The following is a 26,991-nucleotide window of genomic DNA, read 5'->3' on the forward strand; positions in this document are numbered from 1 at the left end:
TCCATATACAATGAACGATAAAGTCAGAACGATCGTAACTAAAGATCGGTTCTCTACCACCCAGATCTTCACCTCATCCTCAAGCCCATAAAGCCAAGTCCATCCCTGGGCAGCGGCAATTACAGAAGCACTGAAAATCGCATACCGCCTAAGAAATCTGGAAAACCGCCGCCCCATAGGAAACTTAGTATCATATATTTTGAGACTTAGTCGACAGGTTTCAAGTTCTGCTCAGGATATACACCTTCTTTGCATACGAGTCGGTACAAATATAACTACCCCACCGCCACCGGCTTCTTGACCACCACGGGCGTGCGCATGGTGACCAGTTCCTCCGCGGCCGTTGGGTGAACCGCGACGGTGCGGTCGAAATCGGCCTTGGTGGCCCCCATGGTGACGGCGATGCCGGCGAGCTGGATCATCTCGCCCGCATCGTGGCCCATGACGTGGACGCCCACGACCTTGTCGGTGGCCTTGTCGACGATGAGCTTCATGAAGACCCGGTCCTTGCCGCCCGAGAGCGTGGCCTTCATGGGCCGGAAGGCAGTCTTGTAGACGTCGATCTCGCCGTAGATCGCCCGGGCGGCGGCCTCGCCGCAGCCGATGACGCCGATTTCCGGCGTCGAGAAGACCGCCGTGGGGATCAGGTCGTGGTCGACGATGGTGGGCTTAGCCCCGAACACCGTGTCGGCAAAGGCGTGTCCTTCGCGGATGGCGATGGGGGTCAGGTTCGCCCGGTTCGTCACGTCGCCCACCGCGTAGATCGAGGGCACGAGGGTCTGGGAATAGCCGTCGACCGGAATGGCCCCGACCTCGTCGACGGTGATGCCCGCGTTCTCCAGGCCGAGCCCTTTCGTGTTCGGGCGCCGCCCTGTGGCGACGAGAACCTGATCGACCGTAAGGCTCGACCCGTCGGACAGGGTCGCGGCAATGCCGTCGGGTGTCTTCTCCAGGCTCGTCAGCGTCGTGCCCAGAGCCAGTTTGATGCCGCGCTGGGCATAGGCCTCGCCGAGCGCATCCCGGACATCCTCGTCGAAGCCGCGCAGAAGCTTGTCGCCCCGGTGCAGGAGCGTGACCTCGCTGCCGAGGCCGGCGAAGACGCCCGCGAACTCGACGGCGATGTAGCCGCCGCCCACCACGAGGATGCGCTTGGGCTGGGTTTCCAGATGGAAGACCTCGTTGGACGTGATGCCGAGTTCGCCGCCCGGAATGACCGGCTCAAGGGTCGGATGGGCGCCGACGGCCACGAGGATGTAACGGGCGCGGATGCGCGCGCCGGTCTTGAGCACATGGACCGTATGCGCGTCCTCGATCACGGCGCGGCTGTCGACGATCTCGACGCCCGCCTTGTCCAAGTTCGCCCTGTAGATGCCCTCGAGCCGGTCGATTTCCCTGTCCTTGTTGCGGATCAGGGTCGTCCAGTCGAAGCGCGTCTCGCTCAACGTCCAGCCGAAGCCTTGCGCATCGTGAAAATCATCGGCGAAGCGGCTGGCATAGACCATCAGCTTCTTCGGCACGCAGCCGCGGATGACGCAGGTCCCGCCGACCCGGTATTCCTCGGCCAGCATGACCTTGGCGCCGTAGCCTGCCGCGATCCGCGCCGCACGCACGCCGCCCGATCCGCCTCCGATCACGAAGAGGTCAACGTCGAATGAGGACATGGGGCGGTCTCCGCTCAATTCTGCAACTCGGATTCATTCATATAAGGACGGTTTTCGCCGAAGCCGCCCGCCAGCCCTGCTCGGGGCACATGGCTGCTCACCCGGATCGTGAAGCTCTTACGCCAAGGTTCGATAACGATAAAGGTGCAAGCCGCTTGCCGCTCTCCTGTTCCCTCATTAGGGTCTGCCGCTGACACGCCGACCGGACGTCGGCGTCAACGGAGGAAATCGATGAGCCAGTTTCGTAAAGGTCTTTGGCGCAGCGCTCTCGCTGCGGCAGCCGTGGCAGGATTCGTGACATCGGCGGCAGCTCAGATGGAGCTCAAGATCATGGCTCCGGCGGCACCGGGCGGCGGATGGGACCAGACGGCCCGCTCCATGCAGCAGGCCCTGACCCAGTCGGGCATCGCCAAGAGCGTGCAGGTCACCAACGTTCCCGGCGCCGGCGGCTCGATCGGCATCGCCCAGCTCGTCAACAACTCCAAGGGCGACGGCAACCAGCTCATGGTCATGGGCTACGTGATGGTGGGTGCGCTTCTCACCAACAAGTCGCCCGTCACCCTTGAGCAGACGACGCCGATCGCCCGCCTGACGACGGAGTACGAGGCCATCGTGGTGCCGGCGAACTCGCCGATCAAGACCGCCAAGGACCTCGCGGACGCCATCAAGGCCGATCCGTCCAAGGTCACCTGGGCCGGCGGCTCGGCCGGCGGCGTCGACCACATCGCCGCGGCGCTCTTCGCCAAGGCTGCGGGCGCCGATGCGACCAAGATCAACTACATCCCATTCTCCGGCGGCGGCGAGGCCCTGGCGGCCATCCTGGGCGGCAAGGTGACGGCGGGCATCTCGGGTTATGGCGAGTTCGAGAGCCAGGTGAAGGCGGGCAAGCTGCGCCTCATCGGCCTGACCACCCCGGCCGACAAGGCCACCGCCGACCTGCCGTCCATCAAGGCGCAGGGCGTCGATCTCGAGATCGCCAACTGGCGCGCGGTCGTCGCCCCTCCCGGCATCTCGGCCGACCAGAAGAAGGCCCTGACGGACGCCATGGACAAGATGGCCCAGTCGAAGGAGTGGCAGGAAATTCTCAAGGCCAAGGGCTGGGAGAATGCCTACCTGTCCGGCGACGCCTTCACCAAGGTTCTTGCCGACGAGCAGGTCCGCACGAAAGAAGTGCTCACTGCAGTGGGGCTGGTGAAGTCTTAAATTTCAATATAAAGCCGCTTGGAAGCGCCGCGTTCTCGGAGCGCGGCGCTTCTTTTTTGGGATATACCATGACCACATCTCCCCAGCGGCGCATCGACGTGGCAGGCCTCGTCATCGCGCTCATTCTTCTCGGACTGGCCGCTCTCGTCTGGTGGGACATGACCAAGCTCCAGATCCTGTCTCCTTACGATCTCGGCCCGAAAGTCATGCCCATCGTGGTCTCGGTCTGCCTCACGCTGCTCGCCATCGGCAACGGCATCGGGGCCCTGCGGGGCGATCTCCCGGCCCGCGACAGCCTGGACTGGAAGCCGATCATCCTGATCCTCGGCGGGCTCGCCTGCCTGATCGTCCTTATCCGCTTCGGCGGTGGTTTCATGATCGGAACGGCCATCCTGTTCGCCACCACATCGGCTGCCTTCGGGCGCCGCGCGTTCCTGACCGATCTCTTGATCGGCGCGGTCATCGCCGTCTTCGTCTATGTGCTCTTTGCCAAGCTCCTGACCCTGTCCCTGCCGGCCGGGCCGCTCGAGCGCCTGTTCTGAGGCCTTGCCAATGGAAGCCTTCACGTCCCTCGCAAGCGGCCTCGCCGTCGCCATTCAGCCGATGAACCTGCTGTTCGCCCTCATCGGGGTCCTTCTCGGCACGGCCGTCGGCGTTCTGCCCGGCATCGGCCCGGCGCTCACCGTCGCGCTGCTCCTGCCGATCACCTTCAAGCTCGATCCGGCGGGCTCGATCATCATGTTCGCCGGCATCTATTACGGCGGCATGTATGGCGGCTCGACCACCGCGATCCTGATCAACACGCCGGGAGAGAGCGCCTCCATGGCAACGGCGCTCGAGGGCAACCAGATGGCCAAGTCCGGCCGCGGCGGCCCGGCTCTCGCGACGGCCGCCATCGGGTCCTTCGTGGCGGGCACCATCGCGACCCTCGGGCTGACCTTCCTGGCGCCGTATCTCGTCGACATCGCGGTGAGCTTCGGGCCTGAGGATTACTTTGCCCTCATGGTGGTGGCCTTCGTGACCGTCTCGGCCACCTTCGGCGATTCCCCCGTCCGCGGCCTGACGAGCCTCTTCATCGGCCTCCTGCTCGGGCTTGTCGGCATCGACATCCTGTCCGGCCAGTCCCGCCTGAGCTTCGGCGTAGCAGAGCTCTACGACAACATCGAGGTGACGACCCTGGCCGTCGGCCTCTTCGCCGTGGGCGAGGCGCTCTACGTCGCCTCCCGCCGCCACGTTCACGAGGAAAAGCTCGAAGCCGTGCGCGGTTCGCTCTGGATGACCAAGCAGGACTGGAAGCGCTCGTGGAAGCCCTGGCTGCGCGGCACCGCCTTCGGCTTCCCCATCGGGGCTCTGCCGGCCGGTGGCGCGGAAATCCCGACCTTCCTGTCCTATTCGACCGAGAAGCGCCTGACGAAGCACCCGGAGGAATTCGGCAAGGGCGCCATCGAGGGCGTGGCCGGTCCCGAAGCCGCCAACAACGCGGCCGCGGCCGGAACCCTCGTGCCCCTGCTGACCCTGGGCCTTCCCACCTCCGCCACCGCCGCCATGATGCTCGCCGGCTTCCAGCAATACGGCCTCAACCCGGGTCCCCTGCTCTTCGCCGATCAGCCGAAACTGGTGTGGGGCCTGATCGCGAGCCTGTTCATCGCCAACGCCATGCTGCTGGTGCTGAACCTGCCACTGGTCGGCCTCTGGGTCCGGCTCCTGAAGATCCCGCAGCCCTGGCTCTATGCCGGCATCCTGGTCTTCGCCACCATGGGCACCATTGCGGCCAATCCGTCCCCGGTCGAGCTCATCATGCTGGCGGTGTTCGGCGTGCTCGGCTTCCTGATGCGGCGGTTCGACTTTCCCATCGCGCCGGTCGTGGTCGGCCTGATCCTGGGGCCGATCGCCGAGAGCCAGCTCCGCCGAGCCCTCTCGATCAGCTTGGGAGACCCGATGGTGCTGCTGCAGAGCCCGATCTCGGCGACCCTGCTGGCCATCGCCCTCGTTGCCCTGGTCCTTCCCTTCTTCCTGAAGGGCCTGGGGCGCTTCAAGGCGGTCGAGGATTAGCCCTTCGAGAGCCCAGCTCACAAAAAGAAAGGCCCGGGAAACCGGGCCTTTTCGCATCGGAAAGCAACCGATTTCAGTTCAGCTGATGGCCGCGCTTTTTCATTTCCTCGCGGGCGCGGGTCAGGATGAACTCGGAAGTCCTCTGGGTCCAGATCGACATGTCCCGGACCACGTCGTCGAGGACGCCGGGCTGGATCTGCACGTATTTCTGGCCGACCGCGGACTTGTAGAAGGCCGCAACTTCCTTCAGCTCCGCCTCGGTCATCCGGGTCGTGAAGATCCGCGCGGTGGCCTCGACCATTTCCTGTTTCTTCTGCTCGACCTCGGGCCGGATGAGGGTCACGACCTGCTCCAGATCCTGGCGGATCTCCGGTCGGGTCACGTTCATCTGCTGAAGCTGGTTCAGAAGAGGCCCGGTCATGGCATCGAAGGCGCCCGTCATGCCGGAGCTGATGGCGACCTCACGGGCCGCGGCCAGGTGACCGGCGCTGGGCTGCTGGGCCTGTTGCGCGAAAGCCGGGCTCGCAAGCATGAACAGCGCGACCGAGGTCGCGGCCAGGCGGGAGGCGTTGCGGATCATAAGTGTGGCTCCAATCGTCATGGCTTCAGGGTCAGAGCTGACCGAGTTCAACGAGCCCGTCGGCCGTTGCGAGGATCGCCCCGGTGGCCAGGCCCAGGAAAAGACCGTGCTCCACGACGCCGGGGATGTTGTTCAGCGTCGAGGCAAGCACGTTCGGCTTGTCGATGCGCCCGAGATGCGCATCGAGAATGAAATGGCCCCCGTCCGTGACATAGGCGGCCCCGTCGGGCGCATGCCGGAGATGCAGCTCCCCGGTCATGCCGAGGCTGTCCAGAAGCCTGATGATGGCCCGCTCGGTGGCCGTGAGGCCGAAGGGCACGACCTCGATGGGCAGGGGGAAGCGGCCGAGCTTCGGCACATGCTTCGATCCGTCGGCGATCACGATCATCCGCTGGCTCGAGGAGGCGACGATCTTCTCGCGCAGGAGCGCTCCGCCGCCGCCCTTGATAAGGCGAAGGTCGTCGTCGAGCTCGTCGGCTCCGTCGACAGTGAGGTCGAGGTCCGGGGTCTCGTCGAGGGTCGACACGGGAATGCCCTCGCGCTGCGCCTGGTCGCGGGTCGCCTCGGAGGTGGGGACGCCCACCACCCGGAGCCCGCCGCGGACGCGCTCGCCGATGGCCGCGACGAAATGCGCGGCGGTCGAGCCGGTGCCCAGGCCCAGCCTCATGCCATCGGTGACGAGCTCGGCAGCCCTCTCGGCTGCAGCGCGCTTGAGATTGTCGCTCACTGAGATCCTCTAAGAATGCGTCCGCCCTGGCGTGCGACGAGCCGTTTTGCTCGCCTCTAGCATGTCAGGACGGCAGGAAGAAAGAACGTTTCACCTCTGATCGGCCGCGGATTGCCTTGCCGGGCCTCTCAGGGACGCTGCGGCGAGGCACCGGTGCCCGAACTGACCGTCGGCGTACCGGCGGTCGGCGCAGCCGTCGACGCGGCCGGGGACGGGGTCATCTGAGGCGTGCAGACCACCCGCTCGTCGAAAACGTAGCAGATGCTCATCTGGCCGGTCCGGTAATTGACCCGGAATACGCCGCCCTCCCGCTCATGGCGCGACGCGACCAGCCCGTATTCCCCTGGAGCCTGAGCGCCGGCGCCTTCGCCGGCGCTGTAGCAGAGGGTGACCCCGACCGTGCCTTCTTGTAGCCCATATTGGCAGGAACTTACCTCGCCTGTGATCCGATCGATCCGATAAATCCTGTTCAGGTCGGTCTGAGGCGCAGGCACGAAATCATACGATGCGGCCGTGGCGGGGCTGGAAAGCCCTCCCAGCGCCAGGACCGCCAAAATCAACGCCGCGGAACCAAGGAACCGCATTCAACACTCCATCCGGTAAGAACGAATCAACCATAGGCACCATATCATCCCAGGCTTGATTCCCTTGCCTCCAGCAGGTAGCCGACCTTCATGGCCATTGATACCCCGCACATCGTCTCGCCCATCGCGGTCTTCGACCTCGATGGAACCCTGGCAGATACGGCCGGCGACCTCGTCGGGACCCTCAACGTGATCCTCGGACGGGAGGGGCTCGCTCCTCTGCCGTTGGCGCAGGCGCGCGACATGATCGGCGCAGGCGCCCGGGCCCTGATCGAACGCGGCTTCGAGGCCGCCGGCAAGGAGCTCACGCCTGGCCATCTCGACGAGCTGTTCCGCCAGTTCATGGTCCATTACGGGGAAAACATCTGCGTCCGGACGCAGCTCTACCCGGGCGTGGCCGCAGCCCTGGACCGCTTGGAGGAGGCAGGGTTCATCCTGGCGGTGTGCACCAACAAGGTCGAGGAGCATTCCGTCAAGCTCCTCGACGAGCTCGGCATCGGCCATCGCTTCGCGGCCAATTGCGGCCGCGACACGTTCCCCTACTTCAAGCCCGATCCGCGTCATCTGACCCTGACCATCGAGCGCGCCGGCGGAAGCCCGGGCCGGGCGGTGATGATCGGGGATTCTCGGACCGATATCGTCACGGCGAAGAATGCCGGCATTCCCGTGGTCGCGGTCCCGTTCGGCTATACCGAGGTGCCGGTCCGCGATCTGGGACCCGATCTGGTCATCGATCACTTCGACGACCTGTTCGCTGCCGTGCAGGGCCTCCTGCGGCCGCTGGCCGCCTGACGCACAGCATCGTTCCTGTGCGACGCGTCGCACACGAAAATGTGAAGCTTGGCTTGTCAGGAAGGAATGGTGGGCGCGACAGGGATTGAACCTGTGACCCTTCGCGTGTGAAGCGAATGCTCTCCCGCTGAGCTACGCGCCCTGACAAGGGCCTTCTAAAGGCGCAGAACCCTCGGCGTCAAGCCAAAGTAGCGCGCGCTGAACCAAGTATTTTGTTACCTGGATTGTGGCACCCCGGCTTTAACGGCTTGCTTACGATGCGGCGGAAATGAGGCATTTCTGCACTAGGATTGTATAGCAGAACCTTGATAAAGCTTGGATCCGAAGCGGGGCTGTTGCGTTGAACAGTGGCAGAACCCGCCATCAACCGTGTTTTCTCTGAGGCAATAATGGGACGCACCCGCGCTGCCCTGTCCGGGCTCGCCTGCGCCTTCGTCGCCCTCGCGACGCCGGCTGCGGCATTTACGGCAATCGATCCACTCACCCGTCAGCCGCTCTACAGCGCGGAAGAGGCCCTGAAGGCCCAGGCCGCGCCGGTTCCGCGCGAGGTCGTGACCTTCACGGGCCGCTACGCTCCCGGTACCATCGTCGTGTCGACCAGCGAGCGCCGGCTCTGGTACGTGCTCGGCAACGGCCAGGCCATTCAGTACGGCGTCGGCGTGGGCCGCCCGGGCTTCACCTGGTCGGGGAGCCACTCCATCACCATGAAGCGCGAATGGCCGGATTGGCGCCCGCCGGCGGCCATGCTGAAGCGCCGCCCCGACTTGCCCCGCTACATGAGAGGAGGCCCGGACAACCCGCTCGGCGCTCGCGCCATGTATATCGGCAGCACGATCTACCGCATCCACGGTTCGAACGAGCCGGAGACCATCGGCGAGGCTGTCTCCTCAGGCTGCATCCGCATGACCAACGAGGACGTGACGGACCTCTACAACCGCGCCAAGGTGGGCGCCCGGGTGGTTGTGCTTCGATAAAGCATCCCTTTCTGCCGTCATGGCCGGGCCTGTCCCGGCCATCCGATCATGTGAGGCGGCAGCGCCGAGGGAAGCGCTCCGGTGTCATCCCCGGCGGCCGTAGGCCGGGAAGGGGATCCACTCATTGGTGCTGCGGGTGACACTGGATTCCCTTCCCCTCCGCTGCGCTCCGGCCGGGAATGACACTGCGGCCCTTCTCATATCGGGATCACCGGCCCTGATCCCCGGATCAAGTCCGGGAAGGTAATGACGTGCAGAGGAGACGAACGGCTGCCCTGTCACCTCACCCGATCCCGCGACAGCCCCTTGGCGGCGAGCTCGTCGAGATAGGCCTGCCACTTCTCCCCCTGCTCGGCCCCGAGCCGATAAAGATAGTCCCAGCCGTAGATCCCGCTGTCGTGCATGTCGTCGAAGATGAGCTTGACGGCATAATTGCCGACGGGCTCCACCCCGACGATCTCGACCTCCCGCTTGCCCGGCACGGTCTTGCGTTCGGCGGGGCTGTGACCCTGGACCTCGGCCGAGGGGCTCGTCACCCGCAAATACTCGGCCGGCAGGTCGAAGGCCGTCCCGTCGTCGAACGCGATGCGCAGGCTGCGCTTGTCCCTGGCGAGGCGGAGTTCCGTGGGCCAGCGCTCGGATGTCATAGGCCTCGCCCCTTTCCTGGTTTGCGATTTCACGCTAACTGCTTGAAGATCAAGTTGAAGGCAAGCATTCGCGCGAACAAGGATTTCTCCGCCATGGAGCCCTTCCCGGCTCATCCCGAGAACTCTGATACCGACCGGTCCCTCCTAGACCCGTTTGGCCGGGCGATCACCTATCTTCGGGTGTCGGTGACGGACCGCTGCGATTTCCGCTGCGTCTATTGCATGTCCGAGGACATGGCCTTCCTGCCCAAGCGCGACCTGCTCACCCTGGAAGAGCTCGACCGCATCTGCTCGGCCTTCGTCGACCGGGGCGTGCGCAAGCTGCGGATCACCGGCGGTGAGCCCCTGGTGCGCCGGGACATCATGACCCTATTCGGATCGCTCTCCCGCCATCTGGCGTCGGGTGCCCTCGATGAACTCACCGTCACCACCAACGGCTCGCAACTCGCCCGCCATGCGCAGGAGCTCGCCGCCTGCGGGGTGAAGCGGATCAACGTGTCGATCGACACGCTCGATGCCGACAAATTCCGCCGCATCACCCGCTGGGGCGACCTGACCAAGGTGCTGCAGGGGCTCGATGCGGCTCAGAATGCCGGCCTCAAGGTCAAGATCAACACGGTCGCCCTCAAAGGGGTGAACGAAGACGAGATCGAGACCCTCCTCGCTTGGGCGCACGGGCGCGACATGGACCTGACCCTGATCGAGGTGATGCCGCTGGGCGAGATCGACGGTCAGCGCATCGACCAGTTCCTGCCCCTCTCCCTGGTGCGCGCACGCCTCGCCGCGCATTACGCGCTCGAGGATCTTGCCGACCGCACCGGCGGGCCGGCGCGCTACGTGCGGGTGAAGGAGACCGGCGGACGTCTCGGCTTCATCACCCCGATGACCCACAACTTCTGCGAAAGCTGCAACCGGGTGCGCCTCACCTGCACCGGTCAGCTCTTCATGTGCCTGGGGCAAGAGGACGCCGCCGACCTGCGGGCGCCGGTGCGCGCATCCGAGAGCAACGATCTTCTCGAACGAGCCATCGTCGACGCCATCGCCCGCAAGCCGAAGGGCCACGACTTCATCATCGACCGGCGCCACGCCCGCCCTGCCCTTTCTCGCCACATGAGCGTCACAGGGGGCTGAGCGCAATTCCATGAGTGTGAGAGTTCCGATGTTCGCGCGACGGCTGGCGCTCCTGGCGGGTGTGCTCCTCGCGTTCGGAGGGCATGCCTGTCTCGCGCAGGATGCCGCGCCGAAGCCCGCGATCCGCATCGCCGTCGAGGGCGCCTACCCGCCCTTCAACTTCATCGATGCCAACAACGAGCTTCAGGGCTTCGAGGTCGACCTCCTCAAGAGCCTCTGCGACGCGATGAAGGTCACGTGTGAACTGGTGCCCCATGCCTGGGACGGCATCATCAAGGGGCTTGTGAACCGCGAATACGATGCGGTCATGTCCTCGCTGGAGATCACGGAACGGCGCCAGAAGCGGATCGCCTTCTCCGATCCGTACTACCGCATCCCGGCGGTCTTCATCGGTTCGAAGGAGACGGCTCCCGGCGACGTCACGCCGGCCGCGATGGCAGGAAAGAAGATCGGCACCATCGAGCGCACCGATCACGAGACCTACCTCAAGACCTTCTACAAGGAGTCCGAGATCATCCTCTTCGCCAAGGCGGAAGAGGCCAATCTCGATCTTCTCGTCGGCCGCATCGATGCCGTTTTCGCCGACGAGCTGCTCCTCTCGAAATTCCTGGAGAGCCGCGAGGGAGCCTGCTGCCACATCCTCGGCGATGCGCCGGCCGAGCCCGCCTACAAGCGCGAGGCCTATGGCATCGGCCTGCGCAAGGAGGATGCGGGTCTTCGCGAGCAGTTCAACCGCGCCATCGCGCAGGTGAAGGCCGACGGCACCTACGACCGGATTCGTGCCAAGTATTTTTCGTTCGACATTAAGTAGAGGCGTGCGGTCAAACCTCCTCTTGTCACGGCCGTCCCCGGACTTGATCCGGGCATCAGTCCCGGCCATCCCGATCGGAAAGGTGCGACGTCTCGCGCATCGGGATCACCGGCACAAGGCCGGTGATGACGTGGTGAGTGTCATTCCGACCTGCGGCAGTCCGCGATGCCCTAGGCGTCGTTCTGCACGAACCAGAGTTCGTGAAAAACCGGGTCCACTTTTTCGCGCGATGCGCTAGAACCGAACGGCAATTCAGGGAGCGAACGATGGCGAAGGTTGCATTCCTCGGACTCGGCGTGATGGGCTATCCCATGGCGCGTCACCTCAGGGCGAAGGGTCACGAGGTGACGGTCTACAACCGCACGGCGGCCAAGGCCGAGCAGTGGGTGTCCGAGAACGGCGGCCGCGCCGCCAAGACGCCCCGCGAGGGCGCCGAGGGCCAGGAGATCGTGTTCGCCTGCGTCGGCAACGACGACGATCTGCGCCAGGTGACGCTCGGCCCCGACGGCGCCTTCCACGGCATGGGCAAAGGCACGATTTTCGTCGACCACACCACCGCATCGGCGGAAGTGGCGCGCGAGCTCTATGCCGCCGCCAAGGACAAGGGCTTTTCCTTCATCGACGCTCCCGTGTCGGGCGGTCAGGCGGGCGCGGAGAACGGCGTCCTCACGGTCATGTGCGGCGGCGATGCGGAGGTTTACGCCAAGGCCGAGCCGGTGATCATGAGCTTTGCCCGCGCCTGCCGCCTGTTGGGCGAAGCCGGGGCCGGCCAGCTCACCAAGATGATCAACCAGATCTGCATCGCGGGCCTCGTCCAGGGTCTCGCCGAGGGCATCCATTTCGGCAAGAAGGCCGGCCTCGACATCGAGGCGGTGCTCGACGTCATCTCGAAGGGCGCCGCCGGCTCCTGGCAGATGGAGAACCGGGGCAAGACCATGAACCAGGGCAAGTTCGATTTCGGCTTCGCGGTCGACTGGATGCGCAAGGACCTGTCGATCGTGCTGGGCGAGGCGCGCAAGAACGGCGCGAGCCTGCCGGTGACGGCCCTGGTCGACCAGTTCTATGCCGACGTCCAGAAGATGGGCGGCAAGCGCTGGGACACGTCGAGCCTGATCGCCCGGCTGGACAAGTAGGGATTCAGATCTTCATCGACGGCGAAGCGCCGGAGCCTCTCGGTTCCGGCGCTTTTGTTTCAACGGACTTCTTCCGCGCAGGGCCGCCCGGGCCGGCAACGCTCCGCATTGCCGCCACCCTGGCGCCCACCGGAGGGACCGGGAGCAGGACGCATCTGCGGCATCCGCTCCATGTCGCGGCCGGGACGAGGCTGAACCGAGGGGCGCGGCGGCTCGCGGAAGACGCGCTCCTCCCGCGGCAGATCCATGCGAGGGACAGGCCTCGGCTGGAAGACCGGCGTCTCCGGACGGTCGATCCGCGGCGCCATCCGTGGCGAGGGACGCTCACGGTCCGGCCGCTCCACCGCGGCGGGACGCTCGCGCTCGAGCCGGAAGCGCGGGCCATCATCGTCCCGGCGGGGACGGCGCTCTTCCGGTTGCGGCAGCACGACCGGCGGACGACCGGCAACAGGGGCTCCCCGCTCGGGCCTGATGCGCGGCTCCGGGCGATCGAAGTCGCTCCGTCCGGGCCGCTCGCGCTCGATCTCGATCCGGGGCCTCTCGGGCCGGGGCTGCCGCAGAAGGATCTCGTCCCTGTCGAGGCGCGGATCTCTCGGGCGGGCCGCATCGCGCACGGGAGCCTGTGGACGGATCGTCCGGGGATCCGGGCCGCGCTCGGCAGGACGCAGGCCGCGCGGCGGCTCCGGACGCAAAGCCGGCTCGCCGATATCGGACCGGCCCGGACGCGGGCGCTCCTGTGGCAGGTCCACGAGCGGGATCGGGCGCGGGGGAATGCGGACCGGACGGGCGCGCGGCGGTTCGCCCGGACGGGCTCCCCTGTCTTCGCGGGGCCCTCTCGGATCGACCGATACGGGAATCGGCCGGATCGGCGCCGCGAGCCCGGGCTGACGCGGAACGACCGGCTGCTCGGGGCGCAGGCCGCGGCGTGGGCGGGGTCCGCGTTCGTCACCCATGAGCGCGCCGAAGACGGGCGGGGCTGCAACCGGAATGGCCATCGGACCGCGCGGCGTGATCGGCGCGATGGGCTGGTAGAAGGAACGCGGCGGCCGGGCGCGCACCGGCACCGGGATGGCCATCGGGATCGGCAGCACCCCGGCCATGACGGGCGGCGGCGGCGGCTCGCGGACGATCGTGACGAACTCCTCGTCCTCCTCCCATCGCGGAAGGAGATAGGCCGGCGTCCGGGGCGGCGGCACGTCGCGGATGATGGTCACGACCTCCACCACCTCGACCCGCTCCACCTCCGGCAGGGGCGGCGGCAGATCCTCGTAGACCACCTCCTCGAAGGCGGCCGGCGGAGCATAGGGGGCCGACAGGCGCGCCAGCCGGCGCTGGCTGTCCGCCGCATGAGGCCCGTTAGGGTAGCGGCGCAGATAGGTCCAGTAGGCCTCCCGCGTGTTGCTCGCGAGGGTCCGGCGCCAGACGATGGCTTCGCGACGGGCAGCGAGCAGCGCCGTCACCCGACGGGCGAGGCGATGGTCGGGATAGCGGCGCAGGAAGGCCTGGTAATCCTGGATCGTGTCGCGTTCGACCGCGATGGCATAGGCCTCCTCGGCCGGCACCTCTTCGATCCGGCGCACCTCGCGCACCAGGGGCGCCGCGGCGGCCTCCGCCTGCTCGAAGAACGCGAAGGAGGCCTGGCCCAGATTGGCCGAATGCCAGGGGATCTGGAGGCCGTTGGTGGCCTCATGGGTCCGCAGACGCGCGCGGGCGAAGACCTCGTCGAGGGGCATTCCCGGCTGGCGGATCATCTCGGCGAGCGCCGTCGCATAGGCGCCGTAAGGACCTTGCCCGTCGGGCGCGGTGATGTTGGGAGCCGACGAGAAGGCCATCAGGAATCCCGCGGGCGGCTCCATGAGGGCGAGCCCTTTGGCCACGGGTTCGCCCGTGGAGCCCAGGGGATAATCCCGCGCCATGTCGGCGACGACCACCCGCACCTGCGCCGGACTGCGCTCGAGGGAGCGGACGAGATCGGACAGGCGGAAGCCCTCGATCGGCACGTCCACGTCGCGCTCGATGCGGGCATCGACCGGCAGCAGATAGTTCTCGCCCTCCAGCTGGATACCGTGACCGGCCAGATAGACCATCACGGCAGAGCCGGGCTCCAGATCCTGGGCCTTGTCGAGAAAGTCGCGGACGAGGCTGCGCAGATCGTGGGCGCCGAGATCCCGCCCCTGGATCACCTCGAACCCGGCGCTGGTCAGGGTCTGGGCGATCAGGCCGGCATCGTTGACGGTGGTCGGAAGTGGCCGCCCCTGATAGGCGCCCTGCCCGACCACGAGGGCGAGGCGGTCCTGGGCTGAGGCCAGAGAGGCCGGGCCGGCGACGGCAGCAACGGCGAGGCCGAGAAAAACGATAGCACGTTTCAGACGAGACACGGTTCAGGCACCCTTTCACCCGCTTTCTTACGGGTCTTGCGCACAGGAAAGGTCATAGCATTTGAATGGGCCGTGAACAAAGCGGGACAGCATGATCGAACCAAGCTCTCCCTAGGCCCTCATCCTGAGGAGCGAAGCGTCTCGAAGGGCGAGGGCGGATTCAGTGCACTCTGGACCCTCCTTCGAGACGCAGACTGCGTCTGCTCCTCAGGATGAGGCCGAGATCAATCGATCAGAAGAGTTGGGCGCCCAAGCGCTCACCGCCGCGTCATCGTCAGATAGACCACGAAGGCGCCGATCGCGATGGCGAGGCCCATGATTGCCATCTGGCGCGTCTCGCCCGTCAGGGCAGCGTCCCGGTACATCTGATTGAGCCGCTCGGCCCGTTCGGGATCGCGCGACATGAAGAGCCCGATCACGATGCTTAAGGTAGCCAGGCCGAGAATCCAGTAGGTGGGGCGCATCCGTTTGATCTCCTTACCGTCCCTCGAACCGGGGAGCGCGCTTCTCGCGGAAGGCCGCGACGCCCTCCATGAAATCCTCGCTCGATCCGGCCTCGCTCTGGAGCCTGGCTTCGAGGTTGAGCTGCGCCTCGAGGTCGTTGGTGAGGCTCTGGGCCACCGCCTGCTTGGTGAGGCGATAGGCCAGACCCGGCCCTTCGGCGAGTCTTGCGGCGAAAGCCGCCACGTCGACCGCGAAGGACGCGTCGTCGAACACCTTGTAGACGAGACCCATGCGCTGGGCCTCCTCGGCCGGAACGGCCTCGGCGCTGAGCATGAGGGCGAGAGCCTGCTTGGGACCGACGAGGCGCGGCAGGATCCAGGTGCCGCCGGCATCCGGGATCAGGCCGATCTTGGAGAACGCCTCCTGCAGATAGGCGGAGCGGGCCGCCACGACGATATCGCAGGCGAGCGCGATGTTCATGGAGGCGCCGACCGCCGGGCCGTTCAGGGCCGCGATGGTGGGCTTCGCGTAATTGGCGAGCCTGAGAACGAGCGGGTTGTAATCGCGGGCGAGCGCAGGCCCGAGGTCGATCCGGCCCTGCTCGTCGCGTTTCAGGTCCACCGTCAGATCCTGGCCCGAAGAGAAGGCCCGCCCCTCCCCGGTGAGCACCACCACGCGCACCGCCTCGTCCCGCTCGCATCGGTCGAGCGCCTCGCGCAGGTCCGCGTGCATGGCGGCGTTGAATGCGTTCATCCTCTCGGGCCGCGCGAGCGTGATGGTCGCGACCGATCCGTCGACGGTGCAGCGCAGGGTCGTCGGGCTCATGGTTCAAGCTCCTTATCGTCGAGCTCGAACATAGTACGGATCTGGGAGCGGAGAACCCGGAAAAGTCGGGCTCAGACTAAGGAAGGAGGCTGGCGCTGGCGGCCGACGCCTTGAACGGTTCGGGACCTCTTTTGAGATTCCCCATCAAAGATAGGTCGGCTGGACGATTTCGAAACGGGCGTTCAGCTCGCTCTCCAGAGCCGGGATGCGCGGCTTCTGCGGTCAGATCAGGATCATCGTGAAAACGCCGAAGCAGAAAATGACTGCAAGCCCTGCGAGGATCAGGGAAGTCCGCGCGTTCGCTGTCAGCGGGAGGCCGCGCTTGATCATGACTGCTGGTGGCTGAACGGGTAAGCCTGCTCGTTCTTGTGCTGGGCCCTGCGCGGCAGGCTCAGCCAGGGAACGAGGTTGAGATTGGCAGCCTCACCCGTGCCGGTGCCATCAAGGAATTCCGAAACATCCACATCGCGGAAGGCGCTCATCGGTGACGCATCCCGACTGAGTTCATCTTCGCCGGCCACGCAATCGTAGGGCCGGGAGGCGGATCGTATCTGATACTGCGGCTCGGGGCGTCCCGAATCGAGGCAGCCGACGATCGTGTAGGGCTGCTTACGGACGAGATGAGGGAAACGGTGCTCCGTATAAAGCACGTGTTCTCCAACAGCGAAATGGTGAGTTCTCATGGGGGCGTCTCCTTCATAATGTCCATGCAGACCGCCATGCATGAACGGACGTTCGCCCCTGCGGTCAGTGGTCCCGCGGCGCCGATCAGAAGCGCCGGCCGAAATTCCAGATTTCCACATCCTGGGCCGCCACCTCGTGGGGCAAACCATACTGCTCCTGCACTCTCTCAATCAGCTGCGCCTTCGTTTTGATCTGTACGAGATCGGACATCGACAGGCGATCCCATTTGGCCTGGACCTCCCGCATGTGGCGCCCGGCGAAAATATAGTGACCTTGATTTGCAGGAATATGAGACATGAAAATCCCTATTGATACTTCGACAACGGTCCACAAGGGTCATCGTTCCAAAATATTTCCTGGTTCTAATATTTACTTTCTGAGCTGAATATTATTAAAATGGGAAACTATATTTTATGATTATTATCTTTCCTTGAGGATGAAGCGAACTTCGGACTGGAGCACCGGCAACAGCTCGGCCTCGAACCAAGGATTCTTGCGGAGCCAGCCGTTGTTGCGCCAGGACGGATGCGGCAGCGGTAGGATGCGAGGCTTCTGAGGATTCTCGAGGATCTCCCGCCAGCGCCGGACCGTCGCGGTCAGGCCGTCCGTGAAGCCGTCGCCGAGATGCCAAGCCTGGGCGTACTGGCCGATCAGCAGGACGAGATCCAGGTTGGGGAGCGCCGCGAAGAGCGGCCTGCGCCAGGCCTCGGCGCATTCCCGGCGCGGACCGAGGTCGCCGCCCTTCGCATCCTGACCCGGAAAGCAGGAGCCCATGGGCACGATGGCGACCTTGGCGGCGGCGTAGAAGGTCGCCTTGTCGATGCCGAGCCATTCGCGCAGCCGCGTGCCCGACCGGTCGTTGAACGGGATGCCGCTCGCGTGCGCCCGGGTACCCGGCGCCTGGCTGGCGATGCACAGGCGCGCCGTCATGCTGCCCTGAATGATCGGCCGCGGCTCATGCGGCAGGGCGGCTCCGTAGCGTGGAGCGTCGCGGCAGATGCGGCAGGCTTTCAGTTGGGCGGCGAGGTCGTCGAAGCTGGGAGAGGGATTCATCCCTATCAGATGGCGGTTCGAAAGGGCATAATCGAGAGAGCCGCCTTTGGGCGAAACGTCTCAGCGGAGTCCCGAATTGCGGCTCCCGCTGCAGCCTCGGACGGAGATCACATGAAACCGCGAATTTCAGTGCTGACGCTTGGCGTGGACGATCTGGAAAGAGCCGTCGCGTTCTACCGCGACGGATTGGGGCTTTCGACCGAAGGCATCATCGGCAAGGAGCTCGAGCATGGCGCCGTCGCGTTCTTCGATCTGCAGTCCAATTTGAAGCTGGCGGTCTGGGCGCAGGACGACATCGCCCACGACACGGGCCTCGCGAAGACGGCACGCTGCCCGACGGGGTTCACGATCGGCCACAACGTCTCGAGCAAAGCCGAGGTCGATGAAGTCATGGAGCAGGCCCGCCGGGCCGGCGCCAGCGTTTTCAAGGAAGCCCAGGACACGTTCTACGGAGGCTATGCCGGCTATTTCCAGGATCCCGACGGGCATGTCTGGGAGATCGTCTGGAATCCAGCTTTTCTCCCCGCCGATTGACCAGGAGGCTTTCGTCGGCCTCAGCCGGCCTACATGTTCTCCCGCCGCCAGTCCTGCGGACGCTCGAAGTCGCCCTCCCACAGGCCGGCCGAGCGGCTGCGGGCGCGGGATTCCTCCGGGTCGTAATCGCGTCCGTAGGAGACGGCCCAACCGTCCTCCACCATGCGGGCGCCGATATCGCGGCCGTTCACGGTGCAGCGGGCGAGGATGCGCTGGTATCGGTCGCGGCCGGTGGCGCGGCAGCGGACCGTCTCGCCGGCAACGAGATCGATCAGAACCCGGCGGGAGGTCTCGCCGCAGGCATAGGAACGGCCGGCGCGGGAGCATCGCTGCTCCATCTCGGGAGCGTCGATGCCCTTGAGACGGATGCGCGTCTCGCCGATGCGGATCGTGTCCCCGTCGGTGACCTGGGCCCGGCCTTCGAGCGAGCGTCCGCTCGGTTTCAGCACGAACCCGGCCCCGCCGGCGAGCGCGAGCGCAACGATCAGAGATGTGAGTCCGCTCGACCCGGAGCGACGCCTACGGAATCTCACGACAGGCGCTCGGAAACTCCCGCCTGGCCGAAGGTGGCCATGTCGCGATGGACGGCCGCCGCCGCCTTCACCAGGCCGGCGGCCAGCGCCGCGCCCGATCCTTCGCCGAGCCGCATGCCGAGCGCCAGGAGCGGGACCTTGCCGAGGCGCGTGAGCACATCCTGATGCGCCCCCTCGGCGCTGAGATGGCCGGCGATGCAGTGGTCGATGGTGGAGGGATGGACGGCGTGGAGGATGGCGGCGGCGGACGTCGCCACATAGCCGTCGAGGATGACCGGGATGCGCTGCAGCCGCGCGGCGAGAATTGCCCCCGCCATGGCGGCGATCTCGCGCCCGCCGAGGCGGCGCAGCACGTCGAGCGGATCCTTCAGGTTCTCGCCGTGATGGGCGATGGCCGCCTCGACCGCCGCGACCTTGCGCCTGAGGCCCTCGTCGTCCACGCCCGTGCCGCGGCCGACCCAATGCTCGGCCGGTCCGCCATAGAGCGCCGTGTAGATCGCGGCCGCGACGGTGGTGTTGCCGATGCCCATCTCGCCGACGGCGAGAAGATCCGTGCCGCCGGCAATCGCCTCCATGCCGAACGCCATGGTGGCGACGCAAGCCTTCTCGTCCATGGCATCGGCTTCGGTGATGTCGCCGGTCGGCATGTCGATGGCGAGATCGAACACCTTGAAGCCCAGGCCGTAGGCCGCGCAGATCTGGTTGATCGCCGCCCCGCCCGCCGCGAAGTTCTCCAGCATCTGCCGGTTCACCTCGGAGGGAAAGGCCGACACGCCCTTGGCGGTCACCCCGTGGCTCGCCGCGAAGACGCAGACGAGCGGACGGTCGACGCTGGGATTGGGCTTGGCCTGCCAGGCGGCGAGCCACTCGGCGATCCGCTCCAGGCGCCCGAGGCTCCCGGCCGGCTTGGTGAGCTGCCGGTCGCGCTGCCGCACGGCCTCGACGGCCGCCTCGTCCGGACCCGGCATGGTCGTGATCAGGCGGCGGATATCGTCGAAAGGTGAGGACACGGCATCAGACATGGAGGGCTCCGGCCCGGGGGGCATTGCAGAACGCGAAGAGGCGTGACCTATAACGATCCATGCACGCGGGGTGAAGCATGTCGGAGCAATTTGAACAGGGTGAGGCCGCGCCGATCGGCGGCTGGCAGGCGGTCACGGCCGACCTGGCCCATTGCGTGCGCTTCTATTCCCGCCTTCCGGTGCCGGCCCTGCCCTGGGAGCAGGACGCCCATGCGCTTCCGAGCTTCCCGCGCCTGGTGCGGATGATCCCACTGGCGGGCCTGTTGATCGGGCTTCTGCCCGCGGCTTTGCTGGGTTTGGCCCTGCTGCTCGATCTCGGCCCCTGGCTCGCCGCCATCCTGGCGGTGGCCGCCATGGTGATGGCGACGGGAGCTCTCCACGAGGACGGGCTTGCGGACCTTGCCGACAGCTACGGCGGCCCGACCCGGGAGAAGCGCCTGGAGATCATGCGGGACAGCCGGATCGGCTCCTTCGGGGCTTCGGCCCTGTTCCTCTCCCTGGCGGTCCGAATCGCCGCCCTCGCCACCCTCGCCTCCCGCCTCGATGGCGCCGGCGTCATGGCGGCTTTTCTCGTCGCCGCGTCCCTGTCCCGCACGGCCGGCCTGATGCCCCTCGTCTTCCTCCCGCCGGCGCGCCAGGACGGCGTGTCCCGGGCGGTCGGGCAGCCGGCCCGGGACACCTTCTGGCTGGCAGCGGGCATCGCAGGCGCCATCGCGGTCGCCTTGGGCGCGATCGCCGGCCTGCCTCCTTTCGGCATCGCCCTGATGCTGGCGCTCTCCGGCCTCTCGGGCCTTGCCCTCACGGGCTTCGCGTCCCGGCATCTCGGCGGGCAAACGGGGGATGTTGCGGGCGCGGCCCAGCAGATGGCTGAGATCGCCGCGCTGGTCGGCCTCTTGACCGCCATCGGGCCGTAACGACATGAAGATGCAATGACCCGCGTTTCCAGCCCCTGCATCCGTGTCTGCACCCTCGATTCTGAGACGGGGCTCTGCGAAGGCTGCGGCCGCACGCGGGACGAAATCGCCAGCTGGTACCGCATCCCGGAGGAGGAGCGCCAGCGCATCATGGCCGAACTGCCGGAGCGGATGCGCGAGGCCTTTGCCCTCGAATCGCCCTTCGCGCCCGAACCGGACAAGGCAAAGTGATGCCAGGGATTCGCGGCGCGGGCCTCCTCCTTCTCCTGGCCGCCCTCCTGGTGGGGCTCTTCGCCGATGATCCCGTCGGCGAGTTCTCGGCCCTCGAAGCCGCGAGCCTGCTCGGTCTCGGCGGGCTTTCCTTCCTTATGGCCGGTTCCATCGTCGAGGGGTTTTCCCGCCACTGGACCTATGGCGTGCAGTCCATTGCCATCAGCGGCGGCATCCTGATCGCCCTCATCGTCACCTACGCCTCGCGCGGCGAACTGCAGACCGTGATCGATCGCGCCATCGGCGACATCTCCGTCGGCCGTACCGTCGTTACGGCGGAGGGCGAGGTGGTCGCGGCGCGCCGGACCGACGGCAGCTTCATGGTGCAGGGCGAGGTCAACGGCCACGAGACCCGCTTCATCTTCGATACCGGCGCCAGCACCGTGGTCCTGCGGGCGGAGAACGCCGCCGCTCTCGGCTTCAAGCCGGACAGCCTCGATTATTCCATTCCCGTCGCGACCGCCAACGGGGGCGCCCTCGCGGCTCCGGTGGTCATCGACCGCCTGACGGTCGGCTCGATCACCGAGCGCAACGTCCGCGCGCTGATCGCCCGCTCTGGCGTGCTGCACGCCAACCTGCTCGGCATGACGTTCCTGGAACGCCTCGGCTCCTACGAGGTGCGCGGCAACAGGCTGATCCTGCGGGCGAAGGACCAGGTCGGCGAGCCGGACTGACCTTCGCGGCTCCTCCTCACTTGGCGGGAGAATCGATCACGGCCGATTGGTTGAAGATGAGCGCGCGGGGATCCACCCGCATGGCGCTTTCGGTGCAGGCATCCGGTCCCAGGCGGCCCTTCAGGCGCGGGTAGCGCTCGGCCAACTGGTCGAGGGTGACGGTGTCGGTGATGCGTGGATGAGCGACGCAAACGGCCCCTTCCGGACCCCAGGCCGCCTCGAATGTCATGCCGGCCGCCTGACCGGGATCCTGGATCCCGAACCGATCGTAGAGATTGATCAGCGTGCCGTTTCTCGTGCTCGGGCGGTCATCCCCTCCGTAATCGGCCCGAAGCAGGTGGATGCAGGCTTGATGGAGGTCGCGCATCGGCATGCCCTCCGTGGCCTCCCAGGGGCGATATCCGAACAGGATGCACTTGCCCTCCGCGCCGCTGGTGCAGGTCAGGGAGAAACCTCCGGCGCCGTTCGGATAGGCGAAGGCCATGCGCTCGCCATCCGGGTCGGGCTGGCAGAGATCCTTGGAGGAGCCGTCGCGATCCTTGACCGACATGCGGAAGAAGGTGGCGGGACGCCCGCTAATTTCTTCCTCGTGGGCAACGCCGTCGATGCGGATCTCCGTGTCGCCGGTCGGCGTGCCGAGAATAAGGGTCATGCCGGTGAGAGTCTGCCCCCTGAAGACGCGCCCGTCGTCGAGCCTGAGAGCGAGATCCAGGCCGTCGACCTGGAACCGACCCTCCAGGGCGGCAGCGGGCTTGGGCAGCGTGGCAATGAACGACAGGAAGAGAGCAGCGAGCAGAAGGAGCCGCATGGAACCGTGCCCCCTCGCCTCGAGCGAGGGGGCCTTCATCGCTCGTGATCGCATCACTTCACGACGACGCGTGCGCCGTCGGGCAGAACGACGGCCTTTGGCGCGCCAACCTCGGACGCATCCCGGGTTGCAGGCAGCGTCTGGTCCGCCCGGCCCGTCACGCTGGAACCGTTCAGCCCGTTCGGCGGCGGCCGGTCGGCACTTCCTCTGAAAAGTGCGTTGGCCTGCGTGGCGTGGAGTGCTGGTCCGGCAAGCGCCAGGGCCAGGATGATCTTGCGAATGGTCATTGCTTCTCTCCTTCAAGAGATGTGCGACGATGCCTGCGGACAGGCACCAGGAGAGAGTAGATTCTGTAACGTTATAGTAAAGCAATCTGCGATTGATATGACGCCTTGTTGTGCGACTGCGCACGAAGAATAGCGCTGTCGAACTCGTTCCCTGAAGCCGTTGAGAGGAAGAATGGAAGGATGCGCCACCGTGCAGGAAGGCTGCTCGGCAAGAGCGTTTCCCCGCTTCCGGAGCGAAGCTCATCGCGAACCGACCCGGACGGCACTCGCAGAACCTGCAAGGTCATGCGGCGTTCCGGGCCTTCGATGATAGGCGCAACGTCGTGCTCAATGACGAGCACAATGTCAGCGTGAACGACGCAGAGGCTCGCGTGCGCCACATCAACAGGAGAACGCAACCCCCGCCTCCGCGGGAGTTGTGTTAGCCGTTAGCGGAGGTCGATCGTCGAGCCGTCCTGCAGGATCACGGCCCTAAGCCGGATCGTGGAGAGGGAGGCAACATGATGGCCGCCTTGGACATCTTTGCCGTTGATGGTGAGGCCGTTGATCGTGAGACCGTTGATCGTAAGACCGTTGATCGTAAGACCATTCGTGGCGAGGCCGTTTGCGATCTGGGCCGCCTGTGTGGCCGATGCCGCCATGGCTCCGGCAGTGACAGCCAGCACGACAGCGCAAGTACGAAGAAACATGGAGTTTTCCCTCTTGGTCGATGAGCGGGCGCCGCAGCCTGCCCGCCGGAGGGATGATAGAGTGAACATTGTTACAGTAAAGCGATCCGGCAGGTTTTTCCCCACAGCTCTAGAAGATCTCGTGCGAATTCGCACAAGAGATGAATGGATTTGACCATCGCAGCGACTAACGGTTGTACAGAGTTAAACTAAAAGATGCTGAATTTAGCTTCAGCAACTTCTGATGAGGACATTTTCCAAAGCCCTGATCCTGGAGAAGGACGTGAGGGGCGCCTTCTCCAGGATCAGGGCTTTGCTCCGCACCCTGGTGGCGGCACGCCAGGATGCAGAGCCGGCACGACCATGCTTTTCGTATTCAGGCCCTTCGCTCGGCTCGTCGGCATTCTCACAGTTCGGACCCGGCACCCACACTCGAACCGCTGCGGCTGTGACGGCTCAAGCACGGAGTCAGAAAGGCTGATTTGTTGCTTTACTTGATGAGCAGGATCTGTCCGTCCTGCAAAACAATCGCCCTCAATCCGGGTTCAGCGGATTGTTCAGTTCCGTTCACACTGAGACCGTTCACACTGAGACCGTTCACGCTCAAGCCGTTCACGCTAAGACCATTCACGCTCAAGCCATTGGCCGCGTCGAGGGCGCTTGCCCCTGTTGCGATCAAAAGTCCAAATGCGGCCGCAAGAACCGAAATATAGGTTCGATCAAACATGCTCTTTCCTCTCAATTAAGATTTTTGCGAACGGAATGGGCTGGCAGCCCGCAAGACACCTCGAACGGGATGACCCGCCACACCTCGCGAGGGCGTATCGGCAGGGAAAACAGCGCTGACGGTTGGAAGAACGATATAAAGAGGAGCTTCTCTCGAGCGAGAGAAGCTCCCTGCTCCGGTTAGTCATCCATAGATGACCGGAGCTTGATCATCACGCATGATGATCGTGTCTAGAGTAATTTAACGGGGAAGTTGTTCCGGGTAACGAGCGGAAGGATAGACGGAAGTAGGATAAATCTGCACCAGCATAATATTCCCCTTTGTCATTGCTTTACGAGAGCTTCCCTAGAGACCATCTCCAGAGTGTTTCAACTCTCGTAGAGGAGAATAAATGTGATAACGTTTTTGTAAAGCTGGAAAGTGGATTTCATATCATTTTGCAATCGTGGGTTAAGCGATGCAGCTTCGACTAAACATCAGGTTCAAGGAACTACAAACTGCCTGTTGAGTCATGCCGCGATTCCAACTTCAGATATGCCAGGCGAATCCAAAGCATTATTTAGGTAACATTATTACAAATATCGTTGGCTTTCGCCGATATCTTATATTTTTCAGGGGCTTATTGTTTATGCCTCTAGGGAATCACCGATTGCAGACACCAAACGTGTCCGAAGCGCAGGATCGGCCTCGCCGGGGGCTCAGGCTTTCGCTGGTGCAGGCCTTCAGCGTGCCCGCACGAGGCTCTCGGAATTCGCTTCGAGACCTGGGCCCTCACATCGCCGAAGCGAGCTGGACGGTTCGACCGAACGGTCAGGCCGCGTCCGCCGATGAGGCCATAGGCTCTGAAGCCCGCGAGACATGCCCCACTGCCTCGCGAAGCGTAGCGAGACCGGCTCCCGGCTTGACCGCTTCCGTCGCGAGATGACGGCGATAGGCGCGCGCGCCCGGCCGCCCCGTGAAGAGGCCCAGCATGTGTCGGGTCATGCTGCTCAGGCGCTCGCCCTTCTCGAGCTGGGCTGCGATGTAGGGCTCGTAAGCGTCCACGGCTTCAAAGCCGTCCGCCACCGGCGGCTCCTCGCCAGAGAGTTCGCGGTCGACGCCGAGCAGGATCTCGGGCTCGTGATAGGCCACGCGACCCAGCATGACGCCGTCCACGTGCTTCAGGTGCTCGTGGATCTCGGCCCAGGTCTTGATGCCGCCGTTGATGGCGACAGGCAGATCGGGCCGGGCGGCCTTGAGGCGATAGACCCTGGGATAATCCAGCGGCGGGATGTCCCGGTTCTCCTTCGGAGAAAGGCCCTTGAGCCAGGCCTTGCGGGCATGGACCGTAAGCTCGTCGCAGCCCGCCGCCACCACGCAGTCGGTGAGGCGGTTCAAGGCCTCTTCCGTATCCTGATCGTCGACGCCGATCCGGCACTTCACCGTCACGGGCAGGGACACGGCAGCCTTCATGGCGGCCACGCACTCCCCCACCAGCACCGGCTCCTGCATCAGGCAGGCGCCGAAGCGGCCGTTCTGCACCCGGTCGGACGGGCAGCCCACATTGAGGTTGATCTCGTCATAGCCGAAATCGGCGCAGATCCTGGCCGCCCGAGCCAGCTCCGCCGGGTTCGACCCGCCGAGCTGCACCGCCACCGGGTGCTCCGAGGGGTCGAAGCCCAGGAGCCGCTCCCGCGGCCCGTGGATAACCGCCCCCGTGGTGACCATCTCCGTATAGAGCCGCGCCCGGCGCGACAGGACGCGATGGAACGCCCGGCAATGCCGGTCAGTCCAGTCCATCATCGGCGCGACAGTGAGAAATTTATCGGTCATCTTCAGCAAAACTGGCGGTCGGGTCTCGGGAGAAGGCCCTTTCATATGGGGATGGCGCGCGCAAGGCAAATAGGCGCGAGCCGATGCCATATCGGTAATACGCTCCGACTTCGTCGGGTATTCATGAAGATGAACGAACGTTCATGGCTGTATTTTCGACCATAGATTATGCACGGAACATAATCATCAAGTATTCGTTCTTCCCGTCCAAGCCATACCTTCTGAAAAGGAGCATAACCGTGAAGAAGACACTTGGATTGTCCTGTGCCGCTGCTTTGTTCGTTGCCCTTCCGCTGGCCAGCTATGCGCAATCTTCGAACACCAACCCGAATTCGAACGGCGCCTCGCAATATGCTCCCGGCCAGCAGGACCGCAGCACAATGACGGGTCCCGGCGCTTCGAGCGCTGCGCCCGGCCAGAAGATGCAGAACGACACCACCGGCTCGGTGAGCGGCCAGGGCGCTTCCAGCTATGCTCCAGGCCAGCAGAAGAAGCTGCCGACGGATTCCACCGGCACGACGACGCAGCGCAAGTAAGCTGTTCCATGCGGAGAGGCCTCGCCTCTCCGCATCACAGGTTGATCCGAACGTCAGATCACCCCGGCCACCTTGGCATCCAGCACGGACGCCGCCGCGCGCGGATCGAGTTTCACCTGCAGGCCGCGCTGGCCGCCGTTGATGAACACCTGGGCATGTCCGAAAGCCGACTGCTCCAGCACGGTCGGGACGCGCTTCTTCTGGCCGAATGGGCTGATGCCGCCGACGTGGTAGCCCGTGATGCGCTCCGCATCCGCGGGCTTCATCATCTGGGCCGCCTTGCCGCCGAGAGCGGCCGCGAGCTTCTTCAGGTTCACTTCCTGGTCCGACGGCAGGATCACGCAGGCCGGCCTGTTGTCCACCAGCACCATCAGGGTCTTGAGCACGCTCGACGGGTCGGCCCCCATGGCCTCGGCCGCCTGCAGGCCGATGCGCTCCGCATTCGGATCGTACTCGTAAGAGTGAACCGTGAAGGCGATGCCGGCCTGCTGCAGCGCCTGGGTCGCGCGGGTGGTCCTGGACATGGT

32 protein-coding genes and 1 tRNA gene are annotated in these 26,991 nt (G+C 65.2%); 13 read left to right on the forward strand and 20 right to left on the reverse strand.

Features of this window, described 5'->3' with window-relative positions; all coding sequences use genetic code 11:
* Window positions 1-275: 275 nt before the first annotated feature.
* Window positions 276-1,661 (reverse strand): glutathione-disulfide reductase, encoded by a 1,386-nt coding sequence (gene gor, locus VB672_RS07770; protein WP_329783605.1) that lies wholly within the window; start codon window positions 1,659-1,661, stop codon window positions 276-278.
* A 231-nt stretch (window positions 1,662-1,892) separates the two neighbouring features.
* On the opposite strand from gor, the gene VB672_RS07775 reads away from it, so the two are divergent.
* The 3 genes from VB672_RS07775 (at window position 1,893) to VB672_RS07785 (ending at window position 4,916) form a co-directional block, all read left to right on the forward strand.
* Window positions 1,893-2,864, forward strand: a complete 972-nt coding sequence (locus VB672_RS07775; protein ID WP_329783606.1) for a Bug family tripartite tricarboxylate transporter substrate binding protein — start codon at window positions 1,893-1,895, stop codon at window positions 2,862-2,864.
* 68 nt (window positions 2,865-2,932) lie between these two features.
* Entirely contained in the window at window positions 2,933-3,406 is a 474-nt protein-coding gene (locus tag VB672_RS07780) for a tripartite tricarboxylate transporter TctB family protein (protein ID WP_329783607.1), read from the forward strand.
* Window positions 3,407-3,416: 10 nt separating this feature from the next.
* Window positions 3,417-4,916, forward strand: a complete 1,500-nt coding sequence (locus VB672_RS07785; RefSeq protein WP_329783608.1) for a tripartite tricarboxylate transporter permease — start codon at window positions 3,417-3,419, stop codon at window positions 4,914-4,916.
* A gap of 73 nt (window positions 4,917-4,989) precedes the next feature.
* Here VB672_RS07785 and VB672_RS07790 read toward each other — a convergent pair whose 3' ends face one another.
* The 3 genes from VB672_RS07790 to VB672_RS07800 all read right to left on the reverse strand — a co-directional run bounded on the left by VB672_RS07790 (window position 4,990) and on the right by VB672_RS07800 (window position 6,807).
* A complete protein-coding gene (locus VB672_RS07790; protein WP_329783609.1) occupies window positions 4,990-5,496 on the reverse strand; it encodes a DUF2059 domain-containing protein in 507 nt (168 codons plus the stop codon).
* Window positions 5,497-5,527: 31 nt separating this feature from the next.
* Entirely contained in the window at window positions 5,528-6,223 is a 696-nt protein-coding gene (gene rpiA, locus VB672_RS07795) for a ribose-5-phosphate isomerase RpiA (protein ID WP_329783610.1), read from the reverse strand.
* A 128-nt stretch (window positions 6,224-6,351) separates the two neighbouring features.
* Entirely contained in the window at window positions 6,352-6,807 is a 456-nt protein-coding gene (locus VB672_RS07800; RefSeq protein ID WP_329783611.1) for a hypothetical protein, read from the reverse strand.
* A gap of 90 nt (window positions 6,808-6,897) precedes the next feature.
* Between VB672_RS07800 and VB672_RS07805 the strand changes: the two genes are divergently transcribed.
* Complete coding sequence (locus tag VB672_RS07805) at window positions 6,898-7,599, forward strand: HAD family hydrolase (RefSeq protein ID WP_329783612.1); 702 nt, start codon at window positions 6,898-6,900, stop codon at window positions 7,597-7,599.
* A gap of 67 nt (window positions 7,600-7,666) precedes the next feature.
* On the opposite strand, the gene VB672_RS07810 is transcribed toward VB672_RS07805, so the two are convergent.
* A tRNA-Val gene (locus tag VB672_RS07810) sits at window positions 7,667-7,741 on the reverse strand.
* 247 nt (window positions 7,742-7,988) lie between these two features.
* On the opposite strand from VB672_RS07810, the gene VB672_RS07815 reads away from it, so the two are divergent.
* Window positions 7,989-8,573 carry a L,D-transpeptidase gene (locus VB672_RS07815; RefSeq protein WP_329783613.1) on the forward strand — a complete coding sequence of 195 codons (585 nt, stop codon included), beginning with the start codon at window positions 7,989-7,991 and terminating at the stop codon, window positions 8,571-8,573.
* A 278-nt stretch (window positions 8,574-8,851) separates the two neighbouring features.
* On the opposite strand, the gene VB672_RS07820 is transcribed toward VB672_RS07815, so the two are convergent.
* Window positions 8,852-9,220, reverse strand: coding sequence for a DUF971 domain-containing protein (locus VB672_RS07820; protein ID WP_329783614.1), 369 nt, complete (start codon window positions 9,218-9,220; stop codon window positions 8,852-8,854).
* Window positions 9,221-9,313: 93 nt separating this feature from the next.
* Here VB672_RS07820 and moaA point away from each other — a divergent pair, with 93 nt between their 5' ends.
* The 3 genes from moaA (at window position 9,314) to VB672_RS07835 (ending at window position 12,295) form a co-directional block, all read left to right on the forward strand.
* On the forward strand, window positions 9,314-10,351 hold the full coding sequence (moaA, locus tag VB672_RS07825) for a GTP 3',8-cyclase MoaA (protein WP_329783732.1): 1,038 nt from the start codon (window positions 9,314-9,316) through the stop codon (window positions 10,349-10,351).
* A gap of 10 nt (window positions 10,352-10,361) precedes the next feature.
* Window positions 10,362-11,162 (forward strand): transporter substrate-binding domain-containing protein, encoded by an 801-nt coding sequence (locus tag VB672_RS07830; protein WP_329783615.1) that lies wholly within the window; start codon window positions 10,362-10,364, stop codon window positions 11,160-11,162.
* Window positions 11,163-11,362: 200 nt separating this feature from the next.
* A complete protein-coding gene (locus VB672_RS07835) occupies window positions 11,363-12,295 on the forward strand; it encodes an NAD(P)-dependent oxidoreductase (protein ID WP_329783733.1) in 933 nt (310 codons plus the stop codon).
* 59 nt (window positions 12,296-12,354) lie between these two features.
* Here VB672_RS07835 and VB672_RS07840 read toward each other — a convergent pair whose 3' ends face one another.
* The 6 genes from VB672_RS07840 to VB672_RS07865 all read right to left on the reverse strand — a co-directional run bounded on the left by VB672_RS07840 (window position 12,355) and on the right by VB672_RS07865 (window position 17,679).
* Complete coding sequence (locus tag VB672_RS07840) at window positions 12,355-14,673, reverse strand: caspase family protein (protein WP_329783616.1); 2,319 nt, start codon at window positions 14,671-14,673, stop codon at window positions 12,355-12,357.
* A gap of 257 nt (window positions 14,674-14,930) precedes the next feature.
* On the reverse strand, window positions 14,931-15,137 hold the full coding sequence (locus VB672_RS07845) for a hypothetical protein (RefSeq protein WP_329783617.1): 207 nt from the start codon (window positions 15,135-15,137) through the stop codon (window positions 14,931-14,933).
* Window positions 15,138-15,150: 13 nt separating this feature from the next.
* On the reverse strand, window positions 15,151-15,942 hold the full coding sequence (locus tag VB672_RS07850) for an enoyl-CoA hydratase-related protein (RefSeq protein WP_329783618.1): 792 nt from the start codon (window positions 15,940-15,942) through the stop codon (window positions 15,151-15,153).
* Between the two features lie 326 nt (window positions 15,943-16,268).
* A complete protein-coding gene (locus VB672_RS07855; protein ID WP_329783619.1) occupies window positions 16,269-16,625 on the reverse strand; it encodes a hypothetical protein in 357 nt (118 codons plus the stop codon).
* An 85-nt stretch (window positions 16,626-16,710) separates the two neighbouring features.
* Window positions 16,711-16,923, reverse strand: a complete 213-nt coding sequence (locus VB672_RS07860) for a hypothetical protein (protein ID WP_329783620.1) — start codon at window positions 16,921-16,923, stop codon at window positions 16,711-16,713.
* 123 nt (window positions 16,924-17,046) lie between these two features.
* Window positions 17,047-17,679 (reverse strand): uracil-DNA glycosylase family protein, encoded by a 633-nt coding sequence (locus VB672_RS07865; RefSeq protein WP_329783621.1) that lies wholly within the window; start codon window positions 17,677-17,679, stop codon window positions 17,047-17,049.
* 111 nt (window positions 17,680-17,790) lie between these two features.
* Between VB672_RS07865 and VB672_RS07870 the strand changes: the two genes are divergently transcribed.
* Entirely contained in the window at window positions 17,791-18,213 is a 423-nt protein-coding gene (locus tag VB672_RS07870) for a VOC family protein (protein ID WP_329783622.1), read from the forward strand.
* A gap of 29 nt (window positions 18,214-18,242) precedes the next feature.
* Here VB672_RS07870 and VB672_RS07875 read toward each other — a convergent pair whose 3' ends face one another.
* Both VB672_RS07875 and cobT read right to left on the reverse strand, forming a co-directional pair.
* Window positions 18,243-18,746 (reverse strand): thermonuclease family protein, encoded by a 504-nt coding sequence (locus tag VB672_RS07875; protein ID WP_329783623.1) that lies wholly within the window; start codon window positions 18,744-18,746, stop codon window positions 18,243-18,245.
* Entirely contained in the window at window positions 18,743-19,768 is a 1,026-nt protein-coding gene (cobT, locus tag VB672_RS07880; protein ID WP_329783624.1) for a nicotinate-nucleotide--dimethylbenzimidazole phosphoribosyltransferase, read from the reverse strand. The genes VB672_RS07875 and cobT overlap by 4 nt, the downstream gene beginning before the upstream one ends.
* 77 nt (window positions 19,769-19,845) lie before the next feature.
* Here cobT and cobS point away from each other — a divergent pair, with 77 nt between their 5' ends.
* The 3 genes from cobS to VB672_RS07895 are packed head-to-tail and all read left to right on the forward strand — an operon-like array spanning window position 19,846 to window position 21,626.
* A complete protein-coding gene (cobS, locus tag VB672_RS07885) occupies window positions 19,846-20,682 on the forward strand; it encodes an adenosylcobinamide-GDP ribazoletransferase (RefSeq protein WP_329783625.1) in 837 nt (278 codons plus the stop codon).
* 15 nt (window positions 20,683-20,697) lie between these two features.
* The gene (locus VB672_RS07890) at window positions 20,698-20,913 is read left to right on the forward strand and encodes a DUF1289 domain-containing protein (protein WP_329783626.1); all 216 of its coding nucleotides are present in this window, start codon (window positions 20,698-20,700) and stop codon (window positions 20,911-20,913) included.
* Window positions 20,913-21,626 (forward strand): retropepsin-like aspartic protease family protein, encoded by a 714-nt coding sequence (locus VB672_RS07895; RefSeq protein ID WP_329783627.1) that lies wholly within the window; start codon window positions 20,913-20,915, stop codon window positions 21,624-21,626. Before VB672_RS07890 ends, VB672_RS07895 begins: the two co-directional genes overlap by 1 nt.
* 16 nt (window positions 21,627-21,642) lie before the next feature.
* Here the strand turns inward: VB672_RS07895 and VB672_RS07900 are convergent, their stop codons facing one another.
* The 5 genes from VB672_RS07900 to dusA all read right to left on the reverse strand — a co-directional run bounded on the left by VB672_RS07900 (window position 21,643) and on the right by dusA (window position 25,928).
* A complete protein-coding gene (locus tag VB672_RS07900) occupies window positions 21,643-22,434 on the reverse strand; it encodes an ADYC domain-containing protein (RefSeq protein ID WP_329783628.1) in 792 nt (263 codons plus the stop codon).
* A gap of 53 nt (window positions 22,435-22,487) precedes the next feature.
* Window positions 22,488-22,721: a hypothetical protein gene (locus VB672_RS07905; protein WP_329783629.1), complete on the reverse strand. Its 234-nt coding sequence runs from the start codon at window positions 22,719-22,721 to the stop codon at window positions 22,488-22,490.
* A gap of 428 nt (window positions 22,722-23,149) precedes the next feature.
* The gene (locus VB672_RS07910; RefSeq protein ID WP_329783630.1) at window positions 23,150-23,410 is read right to left on the reverse strand and encodes a hypothetical protein; all 261 of its coding nucleotides are present in this window, start codon (window positions 23,408-23,410) and stop codon (window positions 23,150-23,152) included.
* 469 nt (window positions 23,411-23,879) lie between these two features.
* Window positions 23,880-24,116, reverse strand: a complete 237-nt coding sequence (locus VB672_RS07915; protein WP_329783631.1) for a hypothetical protein — start codon at window positions 24,114-24,116, stop codon at window positions 23,880-23,882.
* Window positions 24,117-24,926: 810 nt separating this feature from the next.
* A complete protein-coding gene (gene dusA / locus VB672_RS07920) occupies window positions 24,927-25,928 on the reverse strand; it encodes a tRNA dihydrouridine(20/20a) synthase DusA (protein ID WP_329783632.1) in 1,002 nt (333 codons plus the stop codon).
* A 239-nt stretch (window positions 25,929-26,167) separates the two neighbouring features.
* Between dusA and VB672_RS07925 the strand changes: the two genes are divergently transcribed.
* Complete coding sequence (locus VB672_RS07925; protein ID WP_329783633.1) at window positions 26,168-26,464, forward strand: hypothetical protein; 297 nt, start codon at window positions 26,168-26,170, stop codon at window positions 26,462-26,464.
* Between the two features lie 53 nt (window positions 26,465-26,517).
* Here the strand turns inward: VB672_RS07925 and ybaK are convergent, their stop codons facing one another.
* The gene (gene ybaK, locus VB672_RS07930) at window positions 26,518-26,988 is read right to left on the reverse strand and encodes a Cys-tRNA(Pro) deacylase (protein ID WP_329783634.1); all 471 of its coding nucleotides are present in this window, start codon (window positions 26,986-26,988) and stop codon (window positions 26,518-26,520) included.
* Window positions 26,989-26,991: the final 3 nt, after the last annotated feature.

The sequence above is a fragment of the Microvirga sp. CF3016 genome (genome assembly GCF_036314085.1).
In the GTDB taxonomy this organism is placed as follows: Bacteria; Pseudomonadota; Alphaproteobacteria; order Rhizobiales; family Beijerinckiaceae; genus Microvirga.